We start from the raw sequence: 23,147 nt of genomic DNA, 5'->3' as shown, positions 1-23,147 counted from the left end.
CATCAAATATTGGAGGATAAACATCATAGCTGTTGTGCTGATCTGCGTTGATTCCCCATGCGTACTGAGAGATTATCACTGTCGCCCAACCGAGATCAGCCAATCAGTCGCTTGTGAACCGTTCGATGACGCCCTCACCAGTACAGCTAACCGCATCAGAATCAAATGACACCTATTGACTGATATGCGGATCGAGTTTGATGACGGGACACTCTTGCTTCGTGACGCACCCAGCGAGGTTCCTCACGCCGAGTGGGACGACCGCATCGACGAGTATCGGGCCAAAGCCCACCACTATCGTTCGATACTCGGTTGGGCTGGGATGTGGAACGATGCTGGTAGTGATGATGGACAACTGGATCTCCAACAGAGCGCAGGTCAAACAGTCATCATCGAAGACGACGCTCGCGCCTATCCCAACCTTGCCCTTAAGCCAGCCGTCCAGATCGAACCGCGCGACTACCAGCAAGCGGCGCTGGACGCGTGGCGTAGTCACGGTCGGCGGGGGAGCGTCGTGCTCCCGACCGGCAGCGGAAAAACCTATCTCGGTATTCAAGCAATCGCCGATGCTGGCGTCGCAACGCTCGTGGTCGTCCCGACGATTGATCTTATGAACCAGTGGCACGCGACGCTGACCAACGCGTTCAGCGAGCAGTTCCCGGACGGCGTCGGCGTACTCGGGGGCGGATCGCACGATGTGACCGCCATCACAGTCACGACCTACGACAGCGCCTATCGTTATATCAACGAGTACGGCGATCAATTCGGGCTGTTAGTCGTCGACGAGGAGCACCACTTGCCGGCACCGACGTATCGGCAGATTCCCGAGATGACGGTTGCACCTTATCGGCTTGGCCTCACCGCCACGTACGAGCGAGCTGACGGGATGCATGAGGTGCTTGAAGAACTGATCGGCCCTGTCGTCTACGAGGAGGCGGTGGACGACCTCACCGGTGAGTACCTCAGTGAGTACGAGACGATTCATCTCTCGGTCGAGTTAACCGAGGAGGAACGGGAGACGTACGACGAAGAGTATCACATTTACCGCACCTACGTCGACAATCACGATTTCGACATCTGGCGAGAGCAGGGCTATCAGGAGTTCTTGAGACGGACGTCCTACGATTCACAAGGGCGTCGCGCTCTCATCGCCAAGCACCGAGCCGAGAGAATCGCCCGTACCGCCGAAAAGAAACTCGACACGCTGGACAACCTCATCAAGCGTCACCACGATGACCGTGTCATCATTTTCACCGCCAACAACGAGTTCGCCTATGACATCTCCAAGGAGTTCATCGTCCCCTGTATCACCCACCAAACACCGACCGACGAGCGTACCGAGATACTTGATCGATTCCGCACAGGCGAGTACTCGATGCTCGCCACGTCGCAAGTGCTGGACGAGGGAATCGACGTGCCCGCCGCGAACGTTGGGATCATCCTCTCGGGGAGCGCCTCCAAGCGGCAGTACGCTCAGCGACTTGGCCGGATTCTCCGACCGACAGATGACCGCGAACCCGCTCGTCTCTACGAGATCATCGCTGCCGACACAAAGGAGAGCTACGTCTCGCAGCAACGGCGACAGGGGGTAACCAATAATGCTAACGGCTGACCTCGCCCGTTCACGCGCCGGCGGTGACTCGGTACAACCGCTGTTCATCGACCCTGACGAGAAGCGATACCGTGAGACCGTCACAGAGTTGATCAGGCTCTTCGACGATCATCTGGGTGAGCCGAAAGGTGACCTCGAGGACGCGATCGACGAGCTGACTGTGGCAGACACCGACTACAAAATCATTCAGGGCTTGGCGAAGCTGCTCCGAGACGAAAGCGAATTCGAGACCGTGGCACCAGTAGAGCCACGCGAGATTCGCCAGCGACTCTTCGAAAAGGCCAACGAGCAGTACCCAATCGTTCGCCAACCGACGCTCGGGGAGGACACTCAGAAGCTAGACGTGTACAGCACGGTTGCCGACGAGTTAGGCATCTCTCTTGGGGAGTGTTACGAAGGGATGTACGCGGACTTAGAGCGCAACAAGCGACTCGTCCGATTCGGCAACCGCGTCTACGAGGATTGCAGTGCGGGGGATATCGAGTCGTCTTCGACCCAACTCACGGGGCAGTCCGGCGACCGCTACCGCGCGAACGATATCACAGTGGATTGGCTTCTTGATCGTTACAACCTCGCGCTCGCACAGGCTGTCCTGTACGACGCCACAGAGATGCGTATTCGCGTGTGGGATCATTTCGGGACAGTGTTCAGTTACGTGAAACTATTCGGGTTGATGCACCGAATCTATCCGATCAACGCCGGGGGTAAGCGGATGGTCAGTACGGATCAAGCTGATGGGTACGAGGCTATCTTGGATGGCCCGGCGTCGCTGTTCTCTCAGACCCGCAAGTACGGTATCCGACTGGCAAACTTCCTGCCCGCACTCCCGTTATGCGACCGTTGGGAGATGGATGCCACGATCGCAGATGATGAGAGCGGAAGTCGGATGCGGACGCTCGCGCTCGACCACACAGATTCGCTTCAGTCGCACTACAGTGCCGGCGCAGAGTTCGACAGCGATGTCGAACGGACGCTCGCCGACAAGTGGGAGCGAGCGAACACCGAGTGGGAGCTGGTGCGCGAGGACGATGTATTGGATCTCGGCGGACAAGTGATGCTACCGGACTTTGCGGTCGAGCACCCTGACGGCCGCCGTGCTCTACTTGAAATTATGGGGTTCTGGACGCCGGAATATCTCGAGAACAAGCTGTCCAAGATTCGGGACGCGGATGTCGATAACTTAATTGTGGCCGTGTCGGAGCGGTTGGACTGCGCCGAGGAGGATTTCGGCGCCGCGTCCGATCGCGTGCTCTGGTTCAAGACTGGAATCCACGTCTACGATGTTGTCGATATCGTTGAGGAGTATGCAGCACCAATAGCCGATCCGCGAGGTCACGAAGCAGAGTAAGACCACCTCTTCTACGTGATTTGTGAACGGTTATGAGATGACTGTAAGACAAAGCTCACGTGCGGGAGATCTCAGTGTCAAATCTACCGTGAAGTGATTGCTCAACGAGATGAACGTGGCTGCCGAGTTCTAAGAGGTACTATACCAAGAGGTCGCGGGATTGCTGGAGGACGCCGCCCAACGGGCCGAGGCCAACGATCGCAAGACAGGCCAACCCCATGACCTGTAAGCGGTAGTCGAGCACACGCGTCCTACAACTATTCCGCCCGGTCTGTTGTATCTACTAACTGACGCCGCCTATACCGTGAGGATTCGCGTTCGGTGAATCGACTGCGCGAAGTACCAGTTTTCGCCGCCCACCGTGGATTGTTGTTAGTGAGGATGTCTGACTGAGCGGGCCGCCGGGATGGTGTATCACGACAGTAGAACAATTATATTGCTCCTAAGGTTAATATGCTTGTGCCTACGAGACTACGCATGACCGACGATCGCCCCGCCGAGGTGAACGAGCGCGTTACCGAGGAATGGAAGTCCGAGACCACTCCCGGTGAGCGCGTTCGCACCGTGATAAAGCGGACGTACGACCCGCAGTCGGTTGCTGCCATCGCCGAGCGTGCGCTGACTTCAGAGACGACCGCACGCAAGCACCTCGGCATCCTCGCCGAGGACGGCTACGTTGAGGCAGTCTCTCTCCGAGATAAGCGCGGGACGTGGTACAAACGCGCGCCCCGGTCGGTCGTCCTCGAACGCGCCCAGCAGATACTCAATTCGGTCGACGTAGACACGCTGGCGGAGCGGATCTCGGAGCTGAGCGAGACCGTCCGCGAGTACGAAGAGCGCGCTGGCGCGGAGTCCCCCCGCGCCGCGGCCATCGACGACTCGGGACTGAGCGCAGAAGAGGTGATCGAGTGGCAGACGGCACGTCGGAACCTGAAACTCGCGCGGGCCGCCCTCGCGCTCGCAGACGCAACCGAGGCCATCGATGACGACACCGGATCGGGCGAGCGGGGCGAACCTGCAGGCATCACCGGTTGACACGATGGAGGACTCCGAGTCGCATTCACTGCGAGGCGCCATCGACGCCGGTGCCCTCCACGATTTTCGCTCCGAGTTCGAGCGCCTCGAACCCCTCGTGAGTGGATCGCTGGACGACCCGGTGAGTCCCAGTGAACTGCGTCTCCAACTCGACGATGGCATCGGCGAGGCGACGACTGCGACCATCACCGTCCGGTGGTCGGTGCGAGACGACTACAACGTTCACTACGGCGACGATACGGATCGGAACCTCCGATGGGACGTTCACCCCCACGCGTACACCGATCCTGACGGTGACGGCCACTTCCACCCACCACCGGACGCGTCGAGCGATGACGACGACGTCGAAGCGTCCTGTATCAGGGTCACGGAACTCGTCCTCGTCGCACGTGCTGTCCATCAGTTGTGGCGGGCTGGGTACGATACCGAGACTGTTGACCCCCTCAACGACGCGATCAACCCACCGTAGGCGCGGCCTCCGCAGCCGGCTGGTGGTGTAGCCGATTCTTGAGACCGCCGCTGACAGTCATTGCCCGGGGCCGCTCTGATGCGTTGAGAGCACTGGTAACCGTGGAAACGTCTGTTGACGGTGTGTAAGGAGGTGATGTCGATCTAATCGCTACGGGAGTCCGGTACCGACCATGTGATGCCAGCCCACGTACTGCTGGCGAGGACGAAGACGCGTTTCACAAATACTCCTCTCGGCCGGTGCTCTCTGCTACTCCTCGCAGGTGATAGTGATACCCCTCTCGTTTCCGATGGACGTGTCTTGGTCGGAGATCATCGGTGTTCGGTTAAGACGAGGAACCAGTAGACGGCAGTGAGATAGTGTAGGCAAAAACAACCATAATTTCATTCTGCAACTGACGAATAATTCTTCGACACTTTGCGTAGAGCCGATGATCAGAAGCGTGGTGCACCAAGTGCATTACGGTCAGTTCTGGCGAGCTTGTCGAAGTCGAACGATCAACTCGCGCGTTGTGGTACTGCGGTCTTCATCAGTGTCGAAATATGCTGTGAGGATCGCTTCGACGATCTCGGAGCGGCTGGCTCCGAGATCTACGCAGTCCTCTACAAGATCATCGAGATGATGAGCAATCTGTGGTGAGGGTGAAATGCCGAATTTCGGTCGTGTCATTGCTTCTTCCCGCTTCTAGTGCACTCAGTGCACTATAGCTACATCGATCAGCATACGCTTCCGCTCAACATGAGACTCACCTCAATGATTCACGAAAGTCTCGCTCCCGTCTGCCGATTTTCTTAACCGAACACGGATGGGTCGGAGATACATCCGGTCTGATTGATTCCTTTCGGTTCGTTGCATCGAATTGCTTTGACGGGATCGAGCGTCCACAGCGTGAGTATCCTCTCTCGGGTCATTCGACCCACCGGTAGCTATTAGAATGTTCGCTGCTGCGCAGGGCCCGCGATGCCGATCAAGACCGTGGGGTTTCCAGACGACTTCGTTGACCTGATGGAGGAAGAAATCGAGAAGCACGACCAGTTCGACACCATCGACGAGTTCGTGGTGTGGGCGTCCGCTCGGGGATTGATCGAACTGGTTCAGCGCGCTCAACCCATTGAATACCCACTTCAAGGCGCCCACATCAGCGAAGAGGAACGAGTGCTGCGTGACCGAATCGTCGCAATCGAAAAATCACCGTCAAGACGGTAGCCTCTGGCCGCCTCGGACAGGCGACGAGATCGCCAAAGGAGTCGAACGAAGACGCAGTCGCTCGGTGAACGGCCTATTTCTTTTTCCCAACCGTCCTACGAAATGCCCTACGAACAATTCGTAACGAACGCATCCTACGAAATGCTCCACGAGTTTCGTAACGAAAGCCTACGAGATGGAAGAACGTCAAGTATATTCCGTGGGGCGAGGTCGGTAATGTCCGAGGCCGAGTATCCCTCTATGAGTTCACCTATGCCTGAAATCACTATGAGCGATTTTTATGAAGCGTCCTATGAGATTCATAGTGAAATCTTATGAGAAAATACAACGTCAAGAGTAACCCCCCGGTACCCCCGTAGTAATGCTCCCGGGCCGAATGGCCGCATCGTTCTGGGACTGCTCACATCGCTCCACACTTTCGGAGCTCCAAATGTCGGGAGTTTGATTATTGGTCAAACCGAGAGAAGATTCCATTTCTCCGTTGAGCTGGTATCAGTCCCGGGGAGTTCATCGGAAGTCAGGGGGGTGTGCTGGTGACTATGCCGGATCACTACGTCTGAAAGAGAGTTGCCCGGGCAATCCCGATGAGAGAGGAGGGGGTTCAACCTCTGAGCGGAAGAGGGACACGTGTACGAATGACCCACGCGGGTACTAAACCGACACAGACCGGTGTCGCACCGATGCAATCGGATTGAAGTCCTGTGGAAGGGGCTATAACGGCCCGAGTACTCCGGGCGTACCTCATCACAATAATCCTCCACCACAATTCCGTGTTTAGGCCAACAATACCGGTATCGATCCGGGAATTCAGAGGGATAGTTCACCGCCCGCAAGTGCGGGCGAGCGAAGACTCCCCCAAACCACCGGCCCCACTGAAGGGGCCATTTATCTCGTCACGTCGAAGCATCAAAACTGCTGACCTGAGGGGGTTTTCGCCGATAGATTGAGATCAGTCGTCGGTCGTCTCGTGGTCGCCCTCCGACCAGACTACTTCGAGTTTGTGACCGAGCTTCCCACCTTCGGCGACGGCTCTGTACTTCTCACGACGCGTGAGCAACTTCGAGATGGTGCTCCGAGAGAACGGTGCGGATTGTTCCATCTCGTCATATGTCGCACCCCCCTCTCGCATCTCAATGACATCGATGACCTCCTCAAATCCGTCTCCTCGGGTCAAATAGTGTTTCTGTCGGTCGTATGCGAGTCCGGTGGGTGGTTCCTTCGAGTAGTAGCCGAGTTCTCTCCGGCGTTCCTTCTCGGCTTCCAGCCTTTCCACCTCACCGCGTTTCCCGTGGTCGTCCGAGAACGCTCGGAACACCTCCATGAGGAAGTCTGCAGGCTTCTCGGCGTTCACGTGGCCACGGTCGACGGTATGGAACTCGATACTCCACTCGTTGAGGTCGAAGAATCTCCGGATCCGCTCTCGGTGGTCGCGTCCAAGTCGTGAACCGTCCCGAACGACGAGGACGTCGAACTCTCCTTCTTCTGCATCTGTGAGCATCTGTTGGTACTCCTCTCGGGACTCGTCCCAACCGCTTGCATTGTAGCCCTCGTTGTAGATCTGATCGAGATGGAAGCTGTTGCGGTCGCAGTACGCCTCGCAGTCCTCAATCTGTCCCTCGATGCTTCGACTCGAGTAGTCGGAGAGACGAACGTAGGCCCGAGCAGTTTGTCGTTCGCTCATCGCTCATCACCCCGCTCACGGGAAGCGGTGGGGGTTGCATAGACGCGTGCGTTGCCGAGACTGAATCTCCAGTTCACGACTGCGTTCTCGCCGACAGGTGCCTCGAAGTGGATACGGATGTCCTTCGGCACAGTCGTCGCGTGGCTGTTCTTCCCGCGCGTGTCGAGGCTCGTTCGATAGACGAATTGTCCGGGGTCAGGATCGTCTTCCCGGTGGAACTCGACATAGACGTCGTTGGTGGCTTCTTCGAAGAACCACCACACTTCGGCGTCGTCTCCAGTCGGGGCTTGGGTGTACGCGAGGAGCCGTGGGGGGATGGTAGTGGCCTGACTTCCTCCTCGTGGCCAGAGCTTGGTCGTGAATTCGTGGTCGTCCGACTGACCCATTTACGTATGTTATTTTGTGCCTTATCTTTATAAACCCGAGCCGGTTCAGTGATGTATTCGGACTTACGGGTAAGTCCGAACGGCTATCACCACGATCAGTCAGACAGTGCGACACGACGTACTATCGGTACGAGTGATTGTGAGACGGAGATACCAGTACCCCTATGTGTTACGGCATAACAGTGAGTCTAATGTCTCCTCTTCCGGCGTTCGAGTCTACTTCCGCCATGGTCTGCTAACAATTATCACATTCCGTGTTAGATACACTACCCTGAGAAAATCCCAACAAGAGTCAACATGTCCACCACGTCCATACAGAGTAGACGAGACCTCTTCGATCTCTTCCAGCATACAATTGAAGGCACGTACGACGAGCTGGTGGATGATCAAGAGCTTCAGCCCGGACAGACGATGCTCAAGACGTTCCTCATCGAATCCAACGTCTCCCCGGCCGAACTTCGGGAGAGAGTGGACATCGTCGCGACTCGCGAGGTGGACTTCGATCTCGAAGAACTGGTCATCCGACGAAACAGCACCGAGCATACATTCTTCCTCGATCACGAGGATTCACGGTTCTGGACGCTCTATACCCTTGAGGAGTCGGAAGACGCGAAGAATGTAGTGGGTGACATGGTGAGCGGTGTACGGAACGGCCTCGACTACACGTGGATGCCGGTCGAGCAACAGCGCATCATCATGGACATGGGCGAGTTCCGAGATGTGGGGATCAGTTACGACGCTGACGAGGTGTTCACCGAAGACTACATCGACGACCGGCTGGATTTCGGCGACCTCTCTGTTCGAAGCAGTGGCAGAGGGACTGGCACCCTATTCGACATCCTCGACAGCCACGAGGAACTCTCCAGTTTCCTCAGTCTCGCCAGCGTCGGCATCAAGCGCGAAGTGGACGACTCCTTCGTTCTCGAGCGCGTCACCCACAACGGACGGTTCACCACGTCGGGAGGGAACTCCATCCAGCTTCATCTCGACACCGTCGCCGACATCAAACGCCGATATGCGACGCTCCTCGAACGTATCGAGGAGAACCACCGCCTCTCTTACCAGTCTCGTGAACACGGAACTGGGATGAGCGGGGCACCCCTCGTCATCGAGTTGGACAACGAAATCGAGGACGTCCATGAGTTCATCGAGAACATCATCACGGCGAAGAACCCACTCCGTCTCTGGGGCGCAAAAACCCAACTTGACGAACAGTACTGGAAGGTCAAGGGAGTCGATCTCCACAACAACGACAAGTTCACCATAGAGATCTGTCCGGAGTGGCTTCGACTCTACCTCGGCGAGGACGCGTGTGGGAACACCGCTCTACGCATCTACTCGAACCTCCAACGGCACTACGACTCCAACGCGGTGATGGAGGTGCAGGAGTGATGGAGAACCTGTCTAACCACACTCTCCAGATGAACGCGTGGATCGGTCTGTGCCAGTTGGACAGAACATTCCCCAACGCCTTGAGAAGCCTCGGCTACACGGTCGACATCATCGACCCGGAGTTCGTTCATGAAGGAGAGGGGGTGAACCCCGACCTGATCCTCACCAGCCGGGCACACAACCACTCCATCGTGATCGACTGTAAGTCAAAGACGTTGGAAGAGGATCAGAACGAGAAGTACGAGGCCATCCACCAGTCCCCCGACTTTCTCATGACTCGGGGCATCGTCTCCTCGGCGGACGCCAGCGAAGACTTCGACGCCGAGTTCACCTACTCGTCCTTCGCCGACCTCTCGGTAAACCCGTTCCTCCCAGACAACGACTTCGCAGTCGTTCAATTCGACGAGGACGCCAACCAATACATCGTGCGGACACTAGAGGACTACGAGTTCAATCTCGCCGACCTCCAAGACGTGTTCCCAATTTTCACCGGTACACGGCGACTCCCGACCGACTACTTCCCGTTCGACGTCGGAACTGGTGAGGACGACTACCGCCAGTTCACAATCAGCATCCTCCAGTCAACCGTCCACGTCGCTCTCGAACAGGACACGTTCGACGCCGATGACCTCCTCAAAGACGCGCATCCGCTCTGGATTGACCTTGATAGGGGGCTGAAGAAGGAGCTTCGGGCGCACACTAAGACCATCCTGACCGAGTATCAACGACAGGGGCTGAACGAGCACATCAAAAAGATACAGGCAGGGAACAAAGACGAGTGGAAGGTCGTCTCTAAGTCTCTACAGGCACTCCAGCGGAAGGTGGACGAGTTCGTCGACGACGTTCAGACCAAACTGGAGCAGACCTCTCTCGACGATTTCGAGTGAGGTGCCACGCATCTCCGCCACCCTGTCATTCGTGACTTGGATTTATTTTGTTCCCTCCGAAACTCCCGTGTCGTGACACGCCAGTCTATCACTGCGGACGATATCAGGAACTGGGATTCTCTCAGCGATATTGCGACATCTTTCCAGAAGCGAGGATTGAAAAAGCGACCGAACCTCGGTGAGGAGAACGAACTCGTCCTCCAGCTCACCGACACGGAGTTCATCGTCCTCGTCGAGGCTGGCCCGGGCGAATCGGCATCGGAGTTCAAGCCCGACAATCGGAACCGCAGGACGAACCTCGTGGCCACCAACGACTATGAGGAGTTCACCTTCCTCACGCGTATCCGGAGCTGGGAGGGGCAACAGCACGGGCGCATCAAGCACCAGAAGCTCTCGTTCACGAAGACGCAGATGACCAGCGAGAGCGGCGAGAAGAACACCGTCCTGCAGAAGCTCAACGCCATCGAGTATGGCTCGGTCGAGGCAATTCAGGACACGCTCTACGACACCAAGCAGGTGGTCAAGGAGTTCTACCAGCAGTTCGAGCAACTGCGCACCGACCTCGTTCAGGAGGTCGCCGGCATCCCCGACGACCGAGGCGACGCCAAGCAGCGGTACGTGCAGGTCGTTCTCGACCGGATGATCTTCCTCTACTTCATCCAAGAGAAACGCCTGCTCGACCGCGACGTGGAGTACCTCCACGACAAGCACGAGGACGTCGTCGCCGAGGGTGGCGACGTGTACGACGACTTCTACCATCCGCTCTTCTTCGAGATGCTCGCCGAGGGGAAGCAGAACCCCGACTTCGGGAGTCTCCCGTACCTGAACGGTGGCCTGTTCTCGAAGAATCCGGTTGAGGAGGAGTTCGACGACCCACGGCTGGGCGACTCGTCGGAGCGCACCAACGAACTGTTCGGCGAGATCCTCGACTTTCTCTCGGACTGGAACTGGAACGTGGACGAACGGCTCGACATCGTCGACCCAAAGAACCTCTCGCCGGCCATCCTCGGCCACATCTTCGAGCAGACGGTCAACCAAAAGGAGATGGGGGCGTACTACACGCCCGAGGAGATCACCGGGTTCATGGCCCGGCGGACGATCCACCCGTACCTTCTCGACCAGCTCAACGAGGCTGTCGACGCCGAGTACGAGGAGATCGACGACGTGTTCGGCTTCTCCGCCGTGGACGCTGATACCGGTGCAGAGGCCCTCGCAGACGGTGGAGCAGTCACAGCGCAGGTTCCGACCGAGAACGTCCAGACGCGTCACGTCGAAACGCTGTATCACGACGTGCTGACGGAGATGCGCGTCCTCGACCCGGCGGTCGGGAGTGGGGCGTTCCTGCTCGCCGCACAGGAGGTGCTGCTGGACATCTATATGCAGTGCATCGAGTTCTTCCAGCAGCTCGACGCCGAGGGGAAGGGCTGGGAGCTGGAGAACAAGACGCGTGACGAACTGGAGGAGATCGAGACAGGGAGAGGAGGAACCTCCCTCTACGCAAAGCGCTCGGCCATCCTGAACAACCTGTACGGGGTCGATATCGACGAGGGTGCTGTCGAAATCTGCAAGCTCCGCCTGTGGCTCTCGATGGTCGCCGATATCGAAGACGAGCCAAGTGAGGTTGAGCCACTGCCGAACATCGATTTCAACATCCGACAGGGGAACAGCCTCATCGGTCAGGTGGATGCGGTCATCGAGAGCAACGAAGACGGGGACAGCGAGCTAGACGCGTGGGAGAGAAAAGCACGTTTCGAGGACGTCAAGGAGGCCATCAAGAAACACAAGCGTGCCGAGACGAGTGCTGAGGCACAGAAGTGGCGGAAAGAGGCAGAAGCTCGGATCGAAGAGCATCGTGAGAAGTTCGACGACATCCTCCGAGGAGAGTTCCAAGATGCGGGCTTCGACGACATCACTATCGAGGAACTCCGAGAGTGGTCGCCCTTCCACTGGCCGTTAGAGTTCGCCGACGTGTTCGAGCAGGGCGGCTTCGACGTGTTCATCGGGAACCCGCCGTGGGATATGCTCTACGCGAACCGTGACGACTTCTTCATCCGGTACGACGAGCAGTTCCGCATGTATCCCTCGGAGGAGAAGGATGAGGTGATGGAGGATCTGCTTTCCAAGCCTGACATCGCACAAGAGTGGGAAGCGTATCAGGACTCGATGGAGACCCGAGCGGACTTCTTCACCAAGGGGGACACCTACAAACTCCAGTCGCCGGTGGTCGGTGGTCGCACGATGCCGACGAAGAACGAGCTGTCAGCTCTCTTTCTGGAGCGAGTCTTCAAGCTCTCTCGAGACGGTGTGAAGGTGAGTCTCCTTCTTCCCGGTACCATCTTCGGTGGAGTGATGGGCAAAGACCTCCGGATGCACTTACTGAATCACACCGACGTGGAGAACCTCATCGGCTTCGAGAACAAGGGCATCTTTCATAGTGATTAAGGAGGTTATTTACCGGTCGACATAATAGAGTTGGTAATGGGTCGGCTCGATGAGATTACGCTTGAGGAACTCTACGAGCTCAAAGAGCAGATAGACGAAGGGAAGCCGCGAGAACGTGTTCTCGCGGCGATCGGGCGCAAGCAGGGCGATCAACTGGAGACGCTGGCTGACCGCCACGGCGTCGTCGAGAAAACGATCCGCAACTGGCTTGATCGGTTCGAGGAAGAACCGATCGAGCAAGCTCCTTACGACGCTCCTCGCCCAGGAGGCCCAGCAAAGATCGAGGGACAAGACCGTGAGCAGCTGTTCGAACAGTTGCAACAGCCGCCAACTGAACTCGGCTACGATCAGCAAGCGTGGTCAGCCAAGCTCCTGCTTCACCACGTCAAAGAGGAGTACGGTGTTGAATACCACGAGAACTACGCCTACGAGTTGTTGAGAGAGGCCGGGCTGTCCTTGCGGACAGCACGGCCTCAACACCATGAGGCAGATCCTGAGGAGAAGGCTGAATTCCAGGAGACAGTCGAAAAAAACGGCCCGAACTGAGTGAAAAAACGGTCGTTGTCGTCGACCAGTTTACCAAACACGTCGGAACCGTCCAGCGGCGTGGCTGGTTCCCGATCGGCTCGAATCCGACGATAGAGACTGCAACTTCTTGGAAGTCGGTGACAGTGCTGGGCGCTGTCACCGACGACGGTGACAGCTTCTTCTGCTGGACAGAAGAGAATCTCACACGGAAACACGGGATTCGACTGTTAGAGGCGTTGAAACAGCGCTTCGGTGACGAGTTAGTGGTGTTTCTTGACCGGGCAGGCTACTTCTGGGCGCGAGATCTCTGGGAGCACGTCAGCGGAGACCGAGCGACCGAAACTGTCGGAGACAGTTCGGTCGCGTGCCTCCGCGGTGACGATCTCGACGTCTGGTACTTTCCGTCAAAACTCCCCGAATTGAACGCAGTCGAAGGCTGCTGGGACCAGCTGCAGGAGTGGTTCAAGTACCGTCTTATTCCAGATCTCTCGACGCTGAAAGACTACATTCCACGAGGACTGAGCGCAATCACCGAACCAAACATCTGGCCGTATCTTACTGGTAAAGATTCGTCTTAATCACTATCAGGCCATCGATGATCGGTACCGATTCGCCATCTTAACCTTCGAATATGGAGGGAGAACGTCCGAACTTCGAGGAATATTCAACCAGCGCGACATGGATGTTGTGTACCGGATTGGGGAGGTAGCGGCCAGCATCCCACGTGACGTCCTTGTCAGTTACTCTCCTGAGGGGAGAATCTTCCCCTCCATCACTTCCCAAATTGAGGTTAGCGTCCTAGAGAAAGTGGTCAATCAGCTTTCCTTGGATGAGGACGTTGAGGACGCGTGGTCAGTAGATGTACTCACCAAGGAGTTCGTTGAGTCGACGGACAAGGACAGACTACAGACCTCACCCGAAGATGCAGACTATCCGGTGTATGGTGGGAAGAACATCCATCAGTTCGAGTACGACAACTCCCACGCAGAGAGCTTGGACGGGCCCAAGTACTGGAGCCGCGGGATGTACGACCCCCCAAACAGCGCACAGTATCGAGTCCGAGAGAAGAAGTTCAATCGTGGCCATCTCAAGCGTTCAATCTACGAGGCCTTTGGAGGCCCAGAGACGAGTCAGTCACAGGTTCAGTTCGTGGATGAGCTTCTTGAAGAGCATCGCGGCCACGGACTCAAGGAAGAAGACGTGCTCCTTGACTGTACCGAGTATCGAATTGGTATTAGGGACGTCTCTCGGTCGCGTGACGAGCGAACGATCATTGCGACCGTGCTTCCCAAGGAGGTCATTTGCCTCCACACGATTAACACGCTCAAACCGTTCGCTATCGAGCCCGAGGAGGAGCATCTCTCGGAAGCTCCGATTCGCTCACCCTACGTACGGCGGTTCACCGACCACGAGCTGTTTGCGGCCACAGGACTACTGAACAGCATAGCATTCGACTTCCTGATGCGAACGAAGGTCGAGACTCACATCGTGAAGCGGGAGCTGCTCGAATCTCAGATGCCCCGTCTCACCGAGGGAGACGACTGGTTCCACTACATCGCCGAACGCGCTGCTCGCCTGAACTGCTACGGTGAGGAGTTCGCCGAGATGCGCGAACGACTCGGCGGGATCGAACCGGCGACCGACCACCGCAAGCGGCGGGAGTTACAGGCGGAGATCGACGCCGCCGTGTTCCACGCGTATGGACTCGAACGGCGAGACGTGGAGTTCGTCCTCGACGACTTCCACCGCGTGTCCAATCCTCGAATCATGACCGAGGAGTACTTCGACATGGTGTTCGAGAAATTCGACCTCCTCGCCGCAGAGGGCCCCTTCGAGTAACCATATCACCGTCGTTGATTCGGGCATCCAGCGTTTCTGTCTGATAAACGTTCTATCATAACCGGCCAGATCGGCTGCTGAACCCCCTATAGATTCCTGTGGAAACCACCGGACGCGAACGAGAAATATGCTATTATTTCACTTTCACCACGCTTACGTATCCCTTATGAACGTTCCTTTCCACTATCAAAATGGATGTCACGAGAACAACCTTCATCCACTGAACGAACGCAGACCCACGCCAGCGCCCTCGAATCTGGGGGGTGCTCCTGCCGGTGAGTATTCCGAACTCCAAGTTCGACGACTGGAAGGGCACAGGAGCGGATGCCGGGTCGGCGACTGCACGTACGCGCATCATCAACGCTCTCGAGATGGATCGGTCGTCACTACCTGACGACATCGAGTTCGATACGTTCCTGCAGGGGTCATACAAGAACGACACCCACACCTACGGATCGAGTGACGTCGACGTCGTCGTCAAACTCGAATCGGCGTGGCTGGCCGATACGTCGAACCTCGACTCCGAGGAACAAGCCCGGTACGATCGCGACACCACAGATGCAGACTACACGTATCGAGACTTCCGCAAGGACGTGTTCAACACCCTGAAAACCCGCTTCAACAGCACGACATCGAAGCCGGTGGTGTGGGACGGGAAGGCCATCGAGATCAACGACGGGCCACTGCCAGTCGATGTTGACGTAGTGCCCTGTCGAGACTACCGAATCTACCGGTCGTACCCATCGAATGGAGAACCGGACATCGACCACGGGATGGCATTCAGTCCTCGGCACAGCACCGAGCGCATCGTCAACTTCCCGAAGATGCACTACCAGAACGGGACGGAGCAACACGCGAACTTCAAAGAGACGGTTCGGATCTTCAAGAACGCACGCGACTACTTCAACGAGAAGTGGGAGTCCCCGTACCGCATCGATGCTCCATCATACTTCATCGAGTGCCTCATCTACAACGTCCCCGAGCGCATCCTACGGCGGTCGAAGCGAAGCGACCGGTTCGAGGAGATTCTCGACCATCTCCAAGCCGACAGCACCGACCTAACGACGTTCGATCAGGTGTCCGAGATGGAACCCCTGTTCGGCACCAGCAACACCCAGTGGGACGTCGACTCGGCCATGACGATGCTCACCCACCTCGGAACGATGTGGAACGACTGGTACGACCAACACAATCGCCGTCTCTTCACATGATCGAGCGCAGGAAACTGGAGCGGTGGACGAAGGCCGAAACGGCTGATCAAGACGAAGCGCGAGACACACAGCGCGCAATTCGGGACGAACTCGAAGAGGGGCGTCTGGAGGGTGTCAGCGACGGGCTTGAGTTCGCCACCTATCTCCAAGGATCATATCGGAACACGACGATGGTGTACGATTCCGGAGACGTAGATATCCTAGTCATCCGGACAGACAAGTACCACGCCGACTTCTCGGACACACCCGAAACCTCGGCCGAACACGCTCCGACCCAAAATCCACGGCAGATGTTCGAGGAGCATGCCGAGGGTGTCTATCGAACCCTTCAGGCACAGTACGGTACCCGAAGTGTCGAACGGGGCGACAAAGCCATCGAAGTGGATTCTAAAGACCTCCCACTCGGTGCCGACGTGGTTCCGTGTCTCCAGTACCGACGGTTCTGGCCTCGGCAGTCCGGGAACCATATGAAGGGCATCGTGTTCTGGACTGCCGAAGGGACGAAGGTGGTGAACTTCCCTCGGCGGCACCGGATAATGGGCGAGCAATACAACGGCTGGTGCGCCGGCAACTACAAGTCGACCGTTCGGGTTCTCAAGAACTTCCGGAACACACTCGTAGCGAACGGTACCATCGAGAAAGAGGATGCCCCCTCGTACTTCGTCGAGTGCCTTCTCTCGAACGTGGAGGTGTCCACTATCGCCCATGGGGACATCCGAGACCGGATCGAAGGCGTCTTCGAAGAGCTTGAGTCAGCAGCTGAGGGGGGATTTCCGGACTACACGGTGCAACACGGAATGAGCCCGCTCTTCGGTGAGAAATCGACACAGTGGAACACCGACCAAGCGGAAGAGTTCGTCAGAGCAGCTCGCACCCTCTACGAGGAGGATTAGTCTGATGCACACGTATTCGACCGACAACGACAACAGAATCGTGGTTTACGGCCTTCTGGGAGTCGTCTCGTGGTTTTTGATTGTCTGGATCGGTCAAGCAACATCTCTGCTTGCGAGTAGTGTCCCAGCCCTCGCAGGTGGTACGATCTCGTGGGGTGTCGCATTCACAATACTCTCGAAGGGTTTCAGCCAGAAGGTGTGGAAGACGAAGATCTCTCGTGTAACCGGTGCCTCCAAATCGCCGGATTTCTCTGGAGAGTGGGATGGCTACATCATGACTTCGTATGGCGGTGACATTCCGGAGTCAGCACTCCACGAGTCGAACGCTCCCGAGGCAGATATGCAACGAGTTGCAGCGTCGCTACACATCGAGCAAACGTGGCGAGAAATCGGCATCCATCTCTCCACAGACAATTCCGAATCAGACAGCACCGGTGCGACGGTGCTAACCAAGGATGGTCGGTGGCCGAGTTTGACGTACCAATACGGGAACAAACCCGGGGCAGACACCGAACCTTCGATGGCATCACACGACGGTACTGCTGACCTGTCCCTCAAGCACAATGGGCCACAAGATGTTCTGGAGGGGTTCTACTACACCGGCCCCGGTCGAGAGAACTACGGCGAGATGTATTTCGAGCGTCGGGAGTGACTACCGACCGACGACACCCCAACAGACGAGACGTGCCTGAACCGAACTTTCGCCGACGAGGGTATCCTGATACTCTGACGAGGCCTCGATGTTCTCTTCGAGGAACGCGTCGAGTTCGGCGAGGAACTCCTCGGGTGGCCACTTGGTGAACGAGTCGTACTCGGGGTGATGTCGGAACGTCTCCCTGAGAATTCGATCCTCGTCCGTGTTGGCCAGCTTCACCTCGTTCAGTCGGTCGTGGAGCGCAGTGGCCCACTCACCGAGTGTTTCGTGGTTGTCGTGGGGAGCGCTCCCGTCACCGTAGTTCGGCACGAAGTAGTGGCTCACGAAGTCCAGTATGGTCTCCTGTTCCTTCGAGAGCTGTTCGCCCTGTTTGAACGCCGCTCCGACCTGCCCCTCACGGATGGCTTCGAGTCGGGCTTCCAGATGCTCTTCTATTACACCTCGGTTCGACAGCACCGAGTCAGTGTTGCCCTCGACTGGTTCGCCGACCGTGTTCGGTTCGATGCCCAAGTGCCGAACTGGTCGCTCCTTGACCTCCCCTGAGAACGGCTTGTAGTAGAACGCGCGACGCACGCGTCCCAGCGGTGCGGGTTCGGTCTCACCGGTCTCCTCATCCTCGAACCAGAGATGCGCCAGCCCGAACACGCCCGGTCGTGGGCCGGAGTCGTGATCCACGGCGTTCGTGTACAGCATTTCGCGCTCGCCCGGACTGTCGTCGAAGTAGTCCTCGGCGAACTCGAAGTCGTCCGCTTCGAGGTCGTAATCCTCGTCGAGTTCCTGCTTGAGCAGGTATCGCTCGAACGCCGCGCTCTCGTCGCTCCCGGCGTTTCGGAGGAGTGGATTCTTCGAGGTGTCGTCCAGCTCGTTGTAGTCGTCCACTTCGCGTGACTGACGGAGCGATCGTTCGATCTCTTCGACCTCCAGTTCCCCGATGGTCTTCTGTGTCTCGACGCCGGCCCGCTCCAACACGGCGTCCTCGTTCGGATCGAGGATATTGTTCTCCTTCCCGACGATCAGCGCGATGTCGTCGATCTTCGCCTGAAGCCGCTCCAGTAGCTTGATCGCCGCCTCGATGTCTCCGTCCGGATAGAAGTTGTGGACGTGCTTGTCGGCCGTCGACCCGATGCGGTCGATGCGACCGACCCGCTGGACGATCCGCATCGGATTCCACGGGAGGTCGTAGTTGACGACGACTCCGATGTCCTGCAGATTGACCCCCTCGCTGAGCGTGTCCGTGGCGACGACGTACTCCAGCTCTGTCTCGTCACTCTCCGCGAGCGTTCGTTGATAGCCAGATGCCTCGGGCGCGAACCGCTTGATGATGTCCTGTTTGTTCTCGTCCCCTCCCTTCACCACGGCACTGTTTGCATCGGTCAACGGCGAGTCGGGATCCTCAATCAGCGTGCGGTGGACGTAGTCTGCGGTCGCTCGGTACTGGGTGAAGACGAGAACTTTCTGTTGGTGGCCGTTCAGCACCTCGGTCAACCGGTCGATTTTGGGGTCACGGAACGCACGGAGTGCAAACACCGCCTCGTAGAAGTCGAGCGTGGCTGTGTCAGCCTCCGACAGATCACTGCTCGGGTAGAGCGTCGGGTTCGGGTCGTCTTCGGGCACGTCCGGGAGGACGGCCGCCCCATGCTCGGCCAGCCACTGCTCTAGCTCAACCTCGGCATCGGCCACCCCGCCCGTGTCCTCGGCGACCCGACCGATAAACCGCGAGAGGAAGTACGCGAGTAGCGTCAAGTCTTCGCGGATGTACTGCTTCACTTCACCGACGGTCGCGTCCGCGAGTTCGAGCTGGTCACCTCGGTCATCATCGCCACCATCTGCGCGGAGTGCCCCGGTGTCGAACCCGAACTCCTCGAGTGACTGCTCCAAGTCCTCCGCAGCATCTGCGCCCTCGACGAAGTCGTCGATCGTCGCCGACGCGTCGTCGTCCTGAACGGCCCGCAACACGTCTATGTCTTCCTCGTCGGGGAGCCCATCGAGGAATCCCAGTAGTGCGCGCTCGCTCTCGTGGAGCGTCTGAATCGACTGCACGAACGCGTACGTCGAAGACTCCAGTCGCTTCAGAAGGTTCAACTTATAGAGTGCCTTCAGCGTCCCGCCTGCCTGCGGGTTTCGGATCGTGATGTGCGGGAGGTGGAGCGCGTCCATCACGTCGGGGAGCATCCGATAGATGGGTTGGTAGGCTGGCGGCAGACTGTACTGCTCCTTGGAGAGCGTGGGGGGCTTGAAGCTCATCTCGAAGTCCTCGTCGTCCTTGATCGTCTCCTTGACGTGCTTACGTGTCCGAAGCACCATCACATCGTTCAGAATCTCAGAGATTTCTGCCGAGTGGCGCTGCAGCTGCTCGGTCAGTTTCTGTTGCTCTTCGTCGGTGACTTCCTCTTTCCCTGCTGCAATTCGCTTGCGTTGCTCTGACTTCTCGATGTAGTTGTCGAACGCCGAGAAGTCCAGTGAGGCCTTGTTCATCAGCTCTTCCGCGCTGGTGAACAACCCGATAAGATTCTTCAAGTCGGTCGCGGAGTTGTTGATTGGCGTCGCAGTCAGCATGATCATCGTCTGATTGCGGAGCAGCCGGAGATTGGCGTGACGACGCGTCCCCTTGTAGTCGTCATCGTGGTCGGGATTCGGTCGCCATCGACCGGAGTTGCGGAATCGGTGGGCCTCGTCGATTAGCACCACGTCGAACGCATCGTTCAGTTCCTGCACCGCCTCGTACGAGAGATTCTGGAACTTGCTGATACTCATGACGTCGAGATGCGTCCCATCGACGTCCAGCCCGAAGTACAGATTCCCGTCCTCGTCGGTCGCGTCCTGCAGGAGGTCGCGCCACTGGTCGGTCAGGTTGGCCGGGACGATGAGTAGGCATCGGTCACCTTGTTGCCGGTAGTCGTAGAGCAGCTCACTCCCGATGAAGGACTTCCCGAGGCCGACCGAGTCCGAGATGATACAGCCATCGTAGCGCGAGAGCTTCTCTTTCGCGCTCTCATAGCCGAGCGCTTGGAAGTAGTAGAGAGGGCTGTCACGCGTTCCAACGTTGCCGCTCAGTTCGTCGTACGCGAGGAGCTTGTACATCTCGAACGGTTCGATGTACGTTCCGACAGTCGCCTGTGTCTCCTCGTCATCGGCTCCCTGCTCTTTCCGTTCCTTCCACTCCTGATACCGATCACTGTCCTCGATGAGCTGGACGATCTCCTCGCTGAAGCCCTCGGCGTTGGCCCACTGATTGTCGTACCACTCCTCGAAGGCCTCGACGTCACCGCGTTCTTGGCTCGTGAGATTGAGCTCGATGTTGTGGCGTTGGCCGCTCTGTGAGAAGTTGGACGATCCAACGATCGTGACACTGGCTCGGCGGTCGGTGTCTCCCTCTCGGATGCTCGGGTCGTCGACGACGCCCCGGAAGCATGCGCCCTTGGCGTGGAAATAGCCCTGCTCGGGATTCCGTACACGTACATCGACGAGACCGTCGGCGATGAAATCTCGGAGTCGGTCGAGTCGACCGAGCTGGGCATTGTTCAATTCGGCGATGTCATCTTCCAGCTCTTGCTGGAACCGTTCGTGGAGACTTTGTCCCTCGGTGATCTCGTCGGCCGTCTGTCGGTTGGTCTTTCGATGCCTTGTTTTGCGGTCGACTAACGGCAGCTTCAGACGCTCTCACGGGAAGATTCCGTCACGCTAACCCGTAATTGGACGCCGTCTGGCGATATGGCATCGCTCAGACGGCTAGCACGGATGTGTCGAGATCTTGCCAAACAGCACGTTGACGACCCGGAAGTACCCGCCGCGCCGGACGGCGCGGGCGGGTACGCGAAATGGGTGCAGATCGCCTTGATTCTGTACCGCGTCGAGTTGGAGAAGAGCCTCCGTGAGACTGAAGACTATCTTAACGAGATGCCCGGTGTCCTCGCCGTGTTCGAACTTGACGAGGCACCGCACTACAGTTCGTTCTGCCGGTGGGAACAAGAGTACCGGATGCGTGACCTGCGCCGCCTGCTCCGCGCTTCGGCGGAGCAGGCGGGCTGGAGTGGTGAAGCCGCGATTGACGCGAGTGGCTTCCAGCGCGATCAAACCAGCTACCACTACCGCGACCGCGCGAATTACTCGTTCCAGTCGATGAAGACGACGATCTTGATCGACGTGAACTCGCTGGCGATCAAGGACGTTCATTTCACGACGAAGAAAGCCTGGGACGGCCACATCGGGATGCAGGTCTTCCGCCGGAACGCGGAAGACCTGCGTGTGTTGTCTGCTGATGCGAACTATTCGTGGAGCGACCTCCGCGAGGAGTGTCGCTCCAACTCAACGCGACCGTTGATCAAGCACAGGGAGCAGACACCGTTGCAGAAGGCCCACAACGCCCGGATGAACGAGGACTACAACCAACGCTGGATGAGCGAGACAGGTTTCTCGCAGTTGAAGGAAGACGACGGCGAGAAGCTCCGCTCCCGGAGCTGGCATGGCCAGTTCCGGGAGCTGACTCGCAAGTGCATCGTGCATAACCTGACGCAGGCGGCGAGTTAGGGCTCGCCGTCTGCTCCCCTTCTCCGGACGTATCCGGGAGAGGCATCGCCGCCGTCACCGGAACAATGGAGCAAGGTACCATAGTTTTGACTCATCAGCAACCGCTGTGAGTGACAGCTACTGCATCTTCTGAGGGCGAGAAGCCGTCTTTAGCGCCGTAAAATTGTAGATCAGCAACCCCACCCCGACGCTGTCTTGCGTTCAACAAGGCATCTTTCGACCCATCAGGATGCGAAACGGTGCATACTCCATCTCCGAGGGATCGCGGAGATTTGCCAGCTCGTCTTTGATGAGGTCGAACCCTGAGATGTAGAAGTAGCCCGTTGCGATCCGAATCTCCTCGCACTCGGGGATGACTTTCTTGTACGCGTCCTCGAGGGTTCCGTCTGTGTTGTCGACGAGCGGGTCGAGTGAGAGCATCAGATGGTTGGTAGTCTGGTGCCCGTATGTTGAATACTTCGCCGGGGAGAATATCGGCACAAGATACAATCCACCTCCTCGGATCAATTCGACAAATACCGTATCTCGATCGAGACAGTTATTATAAGAATACGCATGAGTGATAACTAAATTCAACTCATATCTGTCTTAACACGACTACCCGTGTGAGAGGTGTCCCACTGGGGAACGCGGTCACTGGGCGTAAATGCTCTTGACGAACCATATGACAAACATTTAGATACCCGTTCACCCGCTCGCAAGTACAGGCGGTAATGACTTCCCCCAGATCCGCCACTGGCCCGTTGATGGGGCCACCCGTGGCATCACCATCTGTCTCCTGTGTGAAAGGCGACACCCTAAGGGCGTGTACGCCGGTTGGTTGTCTCTGAATACATCCCCGATCGTCTCGCATACGTCTCGGTTCCGACGCCAGTTGTCCCCGATGTGCCGCCGATCTCGTCGCTCTGCCACTTCAAGATCGTTGGAAATTGTCGTTAGCAGTTCTTATGATGTCTTGACAGCCGATGAGGTTCCACTTCATCGCCGAACAGAGGTTACATCTCGATGAAGGGGTGGTTCCCGGAGGCTACCACGG

19 protein-coding genes are annotated in these 23,147 nt (G+C 57.6%); 15 read left to right on the top strand and 4 right to left on the bottom strand.

Annotation, left to right across the window (positions count from 1 at the left end):
• Positions 1-184: 184 nt before the first annotated feature.
• The 5 genes from NKJ07_RS13845 (at position 185) to NKJ07_RS13820 (ending at position 5,670) form a co-directional block, all read left to right on the top strand.
• Complete coding sequence (locus NKJ07_RS13845) at positions 185-1,612, top strand: DEAD/DEAH box helicase family protein (RefSeq protein WP_318567397.1); 1,428 nt, start codon at positions 185-187, stop codon at positions 1,610-1,612.
• Positions 1,599-2,960 (top strand): DUF790 family protein, encoded by a 1,362-nt coding sequence (locus NKJ07_RS13840; protein ID WP_318567396.1) that lies wholly within the window; start codon positions 1,599-1,601, stop codon positions 2,958-2,960. Before NKJ07_RS13845 ends, NKJ07_RS13840 begins: the two co-directional genes overlap by 14 nt.
• A gap of 477 nt (positions 2,961-3,437) precedes the next feature.
• Positions 3,438-3,995: a winged helix-turn-helix domain-containing protein gene (locus NKJ07_RS13830; protein ID WP_318567395.1), complete on the top strand. Its 558-nt coding sequence runs from the start codon at positions 3,438-3,440 to the stop codon at positions 3,993-3,995.
• Positions 3,943-4,464 carry a toxin-antitoxin system TumE family protein gene (locus tag NKJ07_RS13825; RefSeq protein WP_318567394.1) on the top strand — a complete coding sequence of 174 codons (522 nt, stop codon included), beginning with the start codon at positions 3,943-3,945 and terminating at the stop codon, positions 4,462-4,464. The genes NKJ07_RS13830 and NKJ07_RS13825 overlap by 53 nt, the downstream gene beginning before the upstream one ends.
• A 960-nt stretch (positions 4,465-5,424) precedes the next feature.
• Complete coding sequence (locus tag NKJ07_RS13820) at positions 5,425-5,670, top strand: hypothetical protein (RefSeq protein WP_318567393.1); 246 nt, start codon at positions 5,425-5,427, stop codon at positions 5,668-5,670.
• Between the two features lie 949 nt (positions 5,671-6,619).
• Here NKJ07_RS13820 and NKJ07_RS13815 read toward each other — a convergent pair.
• Together NKJ07_RS13815 and NKJ07_RS13810 are read right to left on the bottom strand one after the other, a co-directional pair.
• Positions 6,620-7,351 carry a recombinase family protein gene (locus NKJ07_RS13815; protein WP_318567392.1) on the bottom strand — a complete coding sequence of 244 codons (732 nt, stop codon included), beginning with the start codon at positions 7,349-7,351 and terminating at the stop codon, positions 6,620-6,622.
• The gene (locus NKJ07_RS13810) at positions 7,348-7,737 is read right to left on the bottom strand and encodes a hypothetical protein (RefSeq protein ID WP_318567391.1); all 390 of its coding nucleotides are present in this window, start codon (positions 7,735-7,737) and stop codon (positions 7,348-7,350) included. Before NKJ07_RS13810 ends, NKJ07_RS13815 begins: the two co-directional genes overlap by 4 nt.
• A 297-nt stretch (positions 7,738-8,034) precedes the next feature.
• On the opposite strand from NKJ07_RS13810, the gene NKJ07_RS13805 reads away from it, so the two are divergent.
• From NKJ07_RS13805 to NKJ07_RS13765, 9 genes are all read left to right on the top strand, one after another.
• The gene (locus NKJ07_RS13805) at positions 8,035-9,129 is read left to right on the top strand and encodes a hypothetical protein (RefSeq protein WP_318567390.1); all 1,095 of its coding nucleotides are present in this window, start codon (positions 8,035-8,037) and stop codon (positions 9,127-9,129) included.
• Entirely contained in the window at positions 9,129-10,016 is an 888-nt protein-coding gene (locus NKJ07_RS13800) for a hypothetical protein (RefSeq protein WP_318567389.1), read from the top strand. Before NKJ07_RS13805 ends, NKJ07_RS13800 begins: the two co-directional genes overlap by 1 nt.
• A 156-nt stretch (positions 10,017-10,172) precedes the next feature.
• Entirely contained in the window at positions 10,173-12,458 is a 2,286-nt protein-coding gene (locus tag NKJ07_RS13795; protein ID WP_318567388.1) for an Eco57I restriction-modification methylase domain-containing protein, read from the top strand.
• Between the two features lie 36 nt (positions 12,459-12,494).
• Complete coding sequence (locus tag NKJ07_RS13790) at positions 12,495-13,004, top strand: IS630 family transposase (protein WP_318567387.1); 510 nt, start codon at positions 12,495-12,497, stop codon at positions 13,002-13,004.
• The gene (locus NKJ07_RS13785) at positions 12,968-13,564 is read left to right on the top strand and encodes a transposase (RefSeq protein WP_318570462.1); all 597 of its coding nucleotides are present in this window, start codon (positions 12,968-12,970) and stop codon (positions 13,562-13,564) included. The genes NKJ07_RS13790 and NKJ07_RS13785 overlap by 37 nt, the downstream gene beginning before the upstream one ends.
• Positions 13,565-13,664: 100 nt before the next feature.
• Positions 13,665-14,825, top strand: coding sequence for a hypothetical protein (locus tag NKJ07_RS13780; protein ID WP_318567386.1), 1,161 nt, complete (start codon positions 13,665-13,667; stop codon positions 14,823-14,825).
• A gap of 275 nt (positions 14,826-15,100) precedes the next feature.
• Positions 15,101-16,036 carry a nucleotidyltransferase domain-containing protein gene (locus tag NKJ07_RS13775; RefSeq protein ID WP_318567385.1) on the top strand — a complete coding sequence of 312 codons (936 nt, stop codon included), beginning with the start codon at positions 15,101-15,103 and terminating at the stop codon, positions 16,034-16,036.
• Complete coding sequence (locus NKJ07_RS13770) at positions 16,033-16,929, top strand: nucleotidyltransferase-like protein (RefSeq protein ID WP_318567384.1); 897 nt, start codon at positions 16,033-16,035, stop codon at positions 16,927-16,929. The genes NKJ07_RS13775 and NKJ07_RS13770 overlap by 4 nt, the downstream gene beginning before the upstream one ends.
• Before the next feature lie 4 nt (positions 16,930-16,933).
• The gene (locus NKJ07_RS13765; protein WP_318567383.1) at positions 16,934-17,581 is read left to right on the top strand and encodes a Cap15 family cyclic dinucleotide receptor domain-containing protein; all 648 of its coding nucleotides are present in this window, start codon (positions 16,934-16,936) and stop codon (positions 17,579-17,581) included.
• Here NKJ07_RS13765 and NKJ07_RS13760 read toward each other — a convergent pair whose 3' ends face one another.
• A complete protein-coding gene (locus NKJ07_RS13760) occupies positions 17,582-21,238 on the bottom strand; it encodes a helicase-related protein (protein ID WP_425504767.1) in 3,657 nt (1,218 codons plus the stop codon).
• A 57-nt stretch (positions 21,239-21,295) separates the two neighbouring features.
• Between NKJ07_RS13760 and NKJ07_RS13755 the strand changes: the two genes are divergently transcribed.
• Entirely contained in the window at positions 21,296-22,111 is an 816-nt protein-coding gene (locus tag NKJ07_RS13755) for an IS5 family transposase (RefSeq protein ID WP_318566907.1), read from the top strand.
• 201 nt (positions 22,112-22,312) lie between these two features.
• Here NKJ07_RS13755 and NKJ07_RS13750 read toward each other — a convergent pair whose 3' ends face one another.
• A complete protein-coding gene (locus NKJ07_RS13750) occupies positions 22,313-22,531 on the bottom strand; it encodes a phospholipase D-like domain-containing protein (protein ID WP_318567381.1) in 219 nt (72 codons plus the stop codon).
• Positions 22,532-23,147: the final 616 nt, after the last annotated feature.

Source organism: Salinigranum marinum (assembly GCF_024228675.1).
In the GTDB taxonomy this organism is placed as follows: domain Archaea; phylum Halobacteriota; class Halobacteria; order Halobacteriales; family Haloferacaceae; genus Salinigranum; species Salinigranum marinum.
The sequence above is the reverse complement of the archived record's forward strand: the minus strand, read 5'-3'. Positions and strand labels throughout refer to the sequence as shown.

Bases quoted from the DNA above. Each gene is read 5' to 3' on its own strand.
- NKJ07_RS13830 (WP_318567395.1), top strand. From the start codon at position 3,438: ATGACCGACGATCGCCCCGCCGAGGTGAACGAGCGCGTTACCGAGGAA.
- NKJ07_RS13750 (WP_318567381.1), bottom strand. From the start codon at position 22,531: ATGCTCTCACTCGACCCGCTCGTCGACAACACAGACGGAACCCTCGAG.
- NKJ07_RS13790 (WP_318567387.1), top strand. From the start codon at position 12,495: ATGGGTCGGCTCGATGAGATTACGCTTGAGGAACTCTACGAGCTCAAA.
- NKJ07_RS13780 (WP_318567386.1), top strand. From the start codon at position 13,665: ATGGATGTTGTGTACCGGATTGGGGAGGTAGCGGCCAGCATCCCACGT.
- NKJ07_RS13815 (WP_318567392.1), bottom strand. From the start codon at position 7,351: ATGAGCGAACGACAAACTGCTCGGGCCTACGTTCGTCTCTCCGACTAC.
- NKJ07_RS13805 (WP_318567390.1), top strand. From the start codon at position 8,035: ATGTCCACCACGTCCATACAGAGTAGACGAGACCTCTTCGATCTCTTC.
- NKJ07_RS13820 (WP_318567393.1), top strand. From the start codon at position 5,425: ATGCCGATCAAGACCGTGGGGTTTCCAGACGACTTCGTTGACCTGATG.
- NKJ07_RS13770 (WP_318567384.1), top strand. From the start codon at position 16,033: ATGATCGAGCGCAGGAAACTGGAGCGGTGGACGAAGGCCGAAACGGCT.
- NKJ07_RS13840 (WP_318567396.1), top strand. From the start codon at position 1,599: ATGCTAACGGCTGACCTCGCCCGTTCACGCGCCGGCGGTGACTCGGTA.
- NKJ07_RS13765 (WP_318567383.1), top strand. From the start codon at position 16,934: ATGCACACGTATTCGACCGACAACGACAACAGAATCGTGGTTTACGGC.
- NKJ07_RS13845 (WP_318567397.1), top strand. From the start codon at position 185: ATGCGGATCGAGTTTGATGACGGGACACTCTTGCTTCGTGACGCACCC.
- NKJ07_RS13755 (WP_318566907.1), top strand. From the start codon at position 21,296: ATGGCATCGCTCAGACGGCTAGCACGGATGTGTCGAGATCTTGCCAAA.
- NKJ07_RS13825 (WP_318567394.1), top strand. From the start codon at position 3,943: ATGACGACACCGGATCGGGCGAGCGGGGCGAACCTGCAGGCATCACCG.
- NKJ07_RS13800 (WP_318567389.1), top strand. From the start codon at position 9,129: ATGGAGAACCTGTCTAACCACACTCTCCAGATGAACGCGTGGATCGGT.
- NKJ07_RS13810 (WP_318567391.1), bottom strand. From the start codon at position 7,737: ATGGGTCAGTCGGACGACCACGAATTCACGACCAAGCTCTGGCCACGA.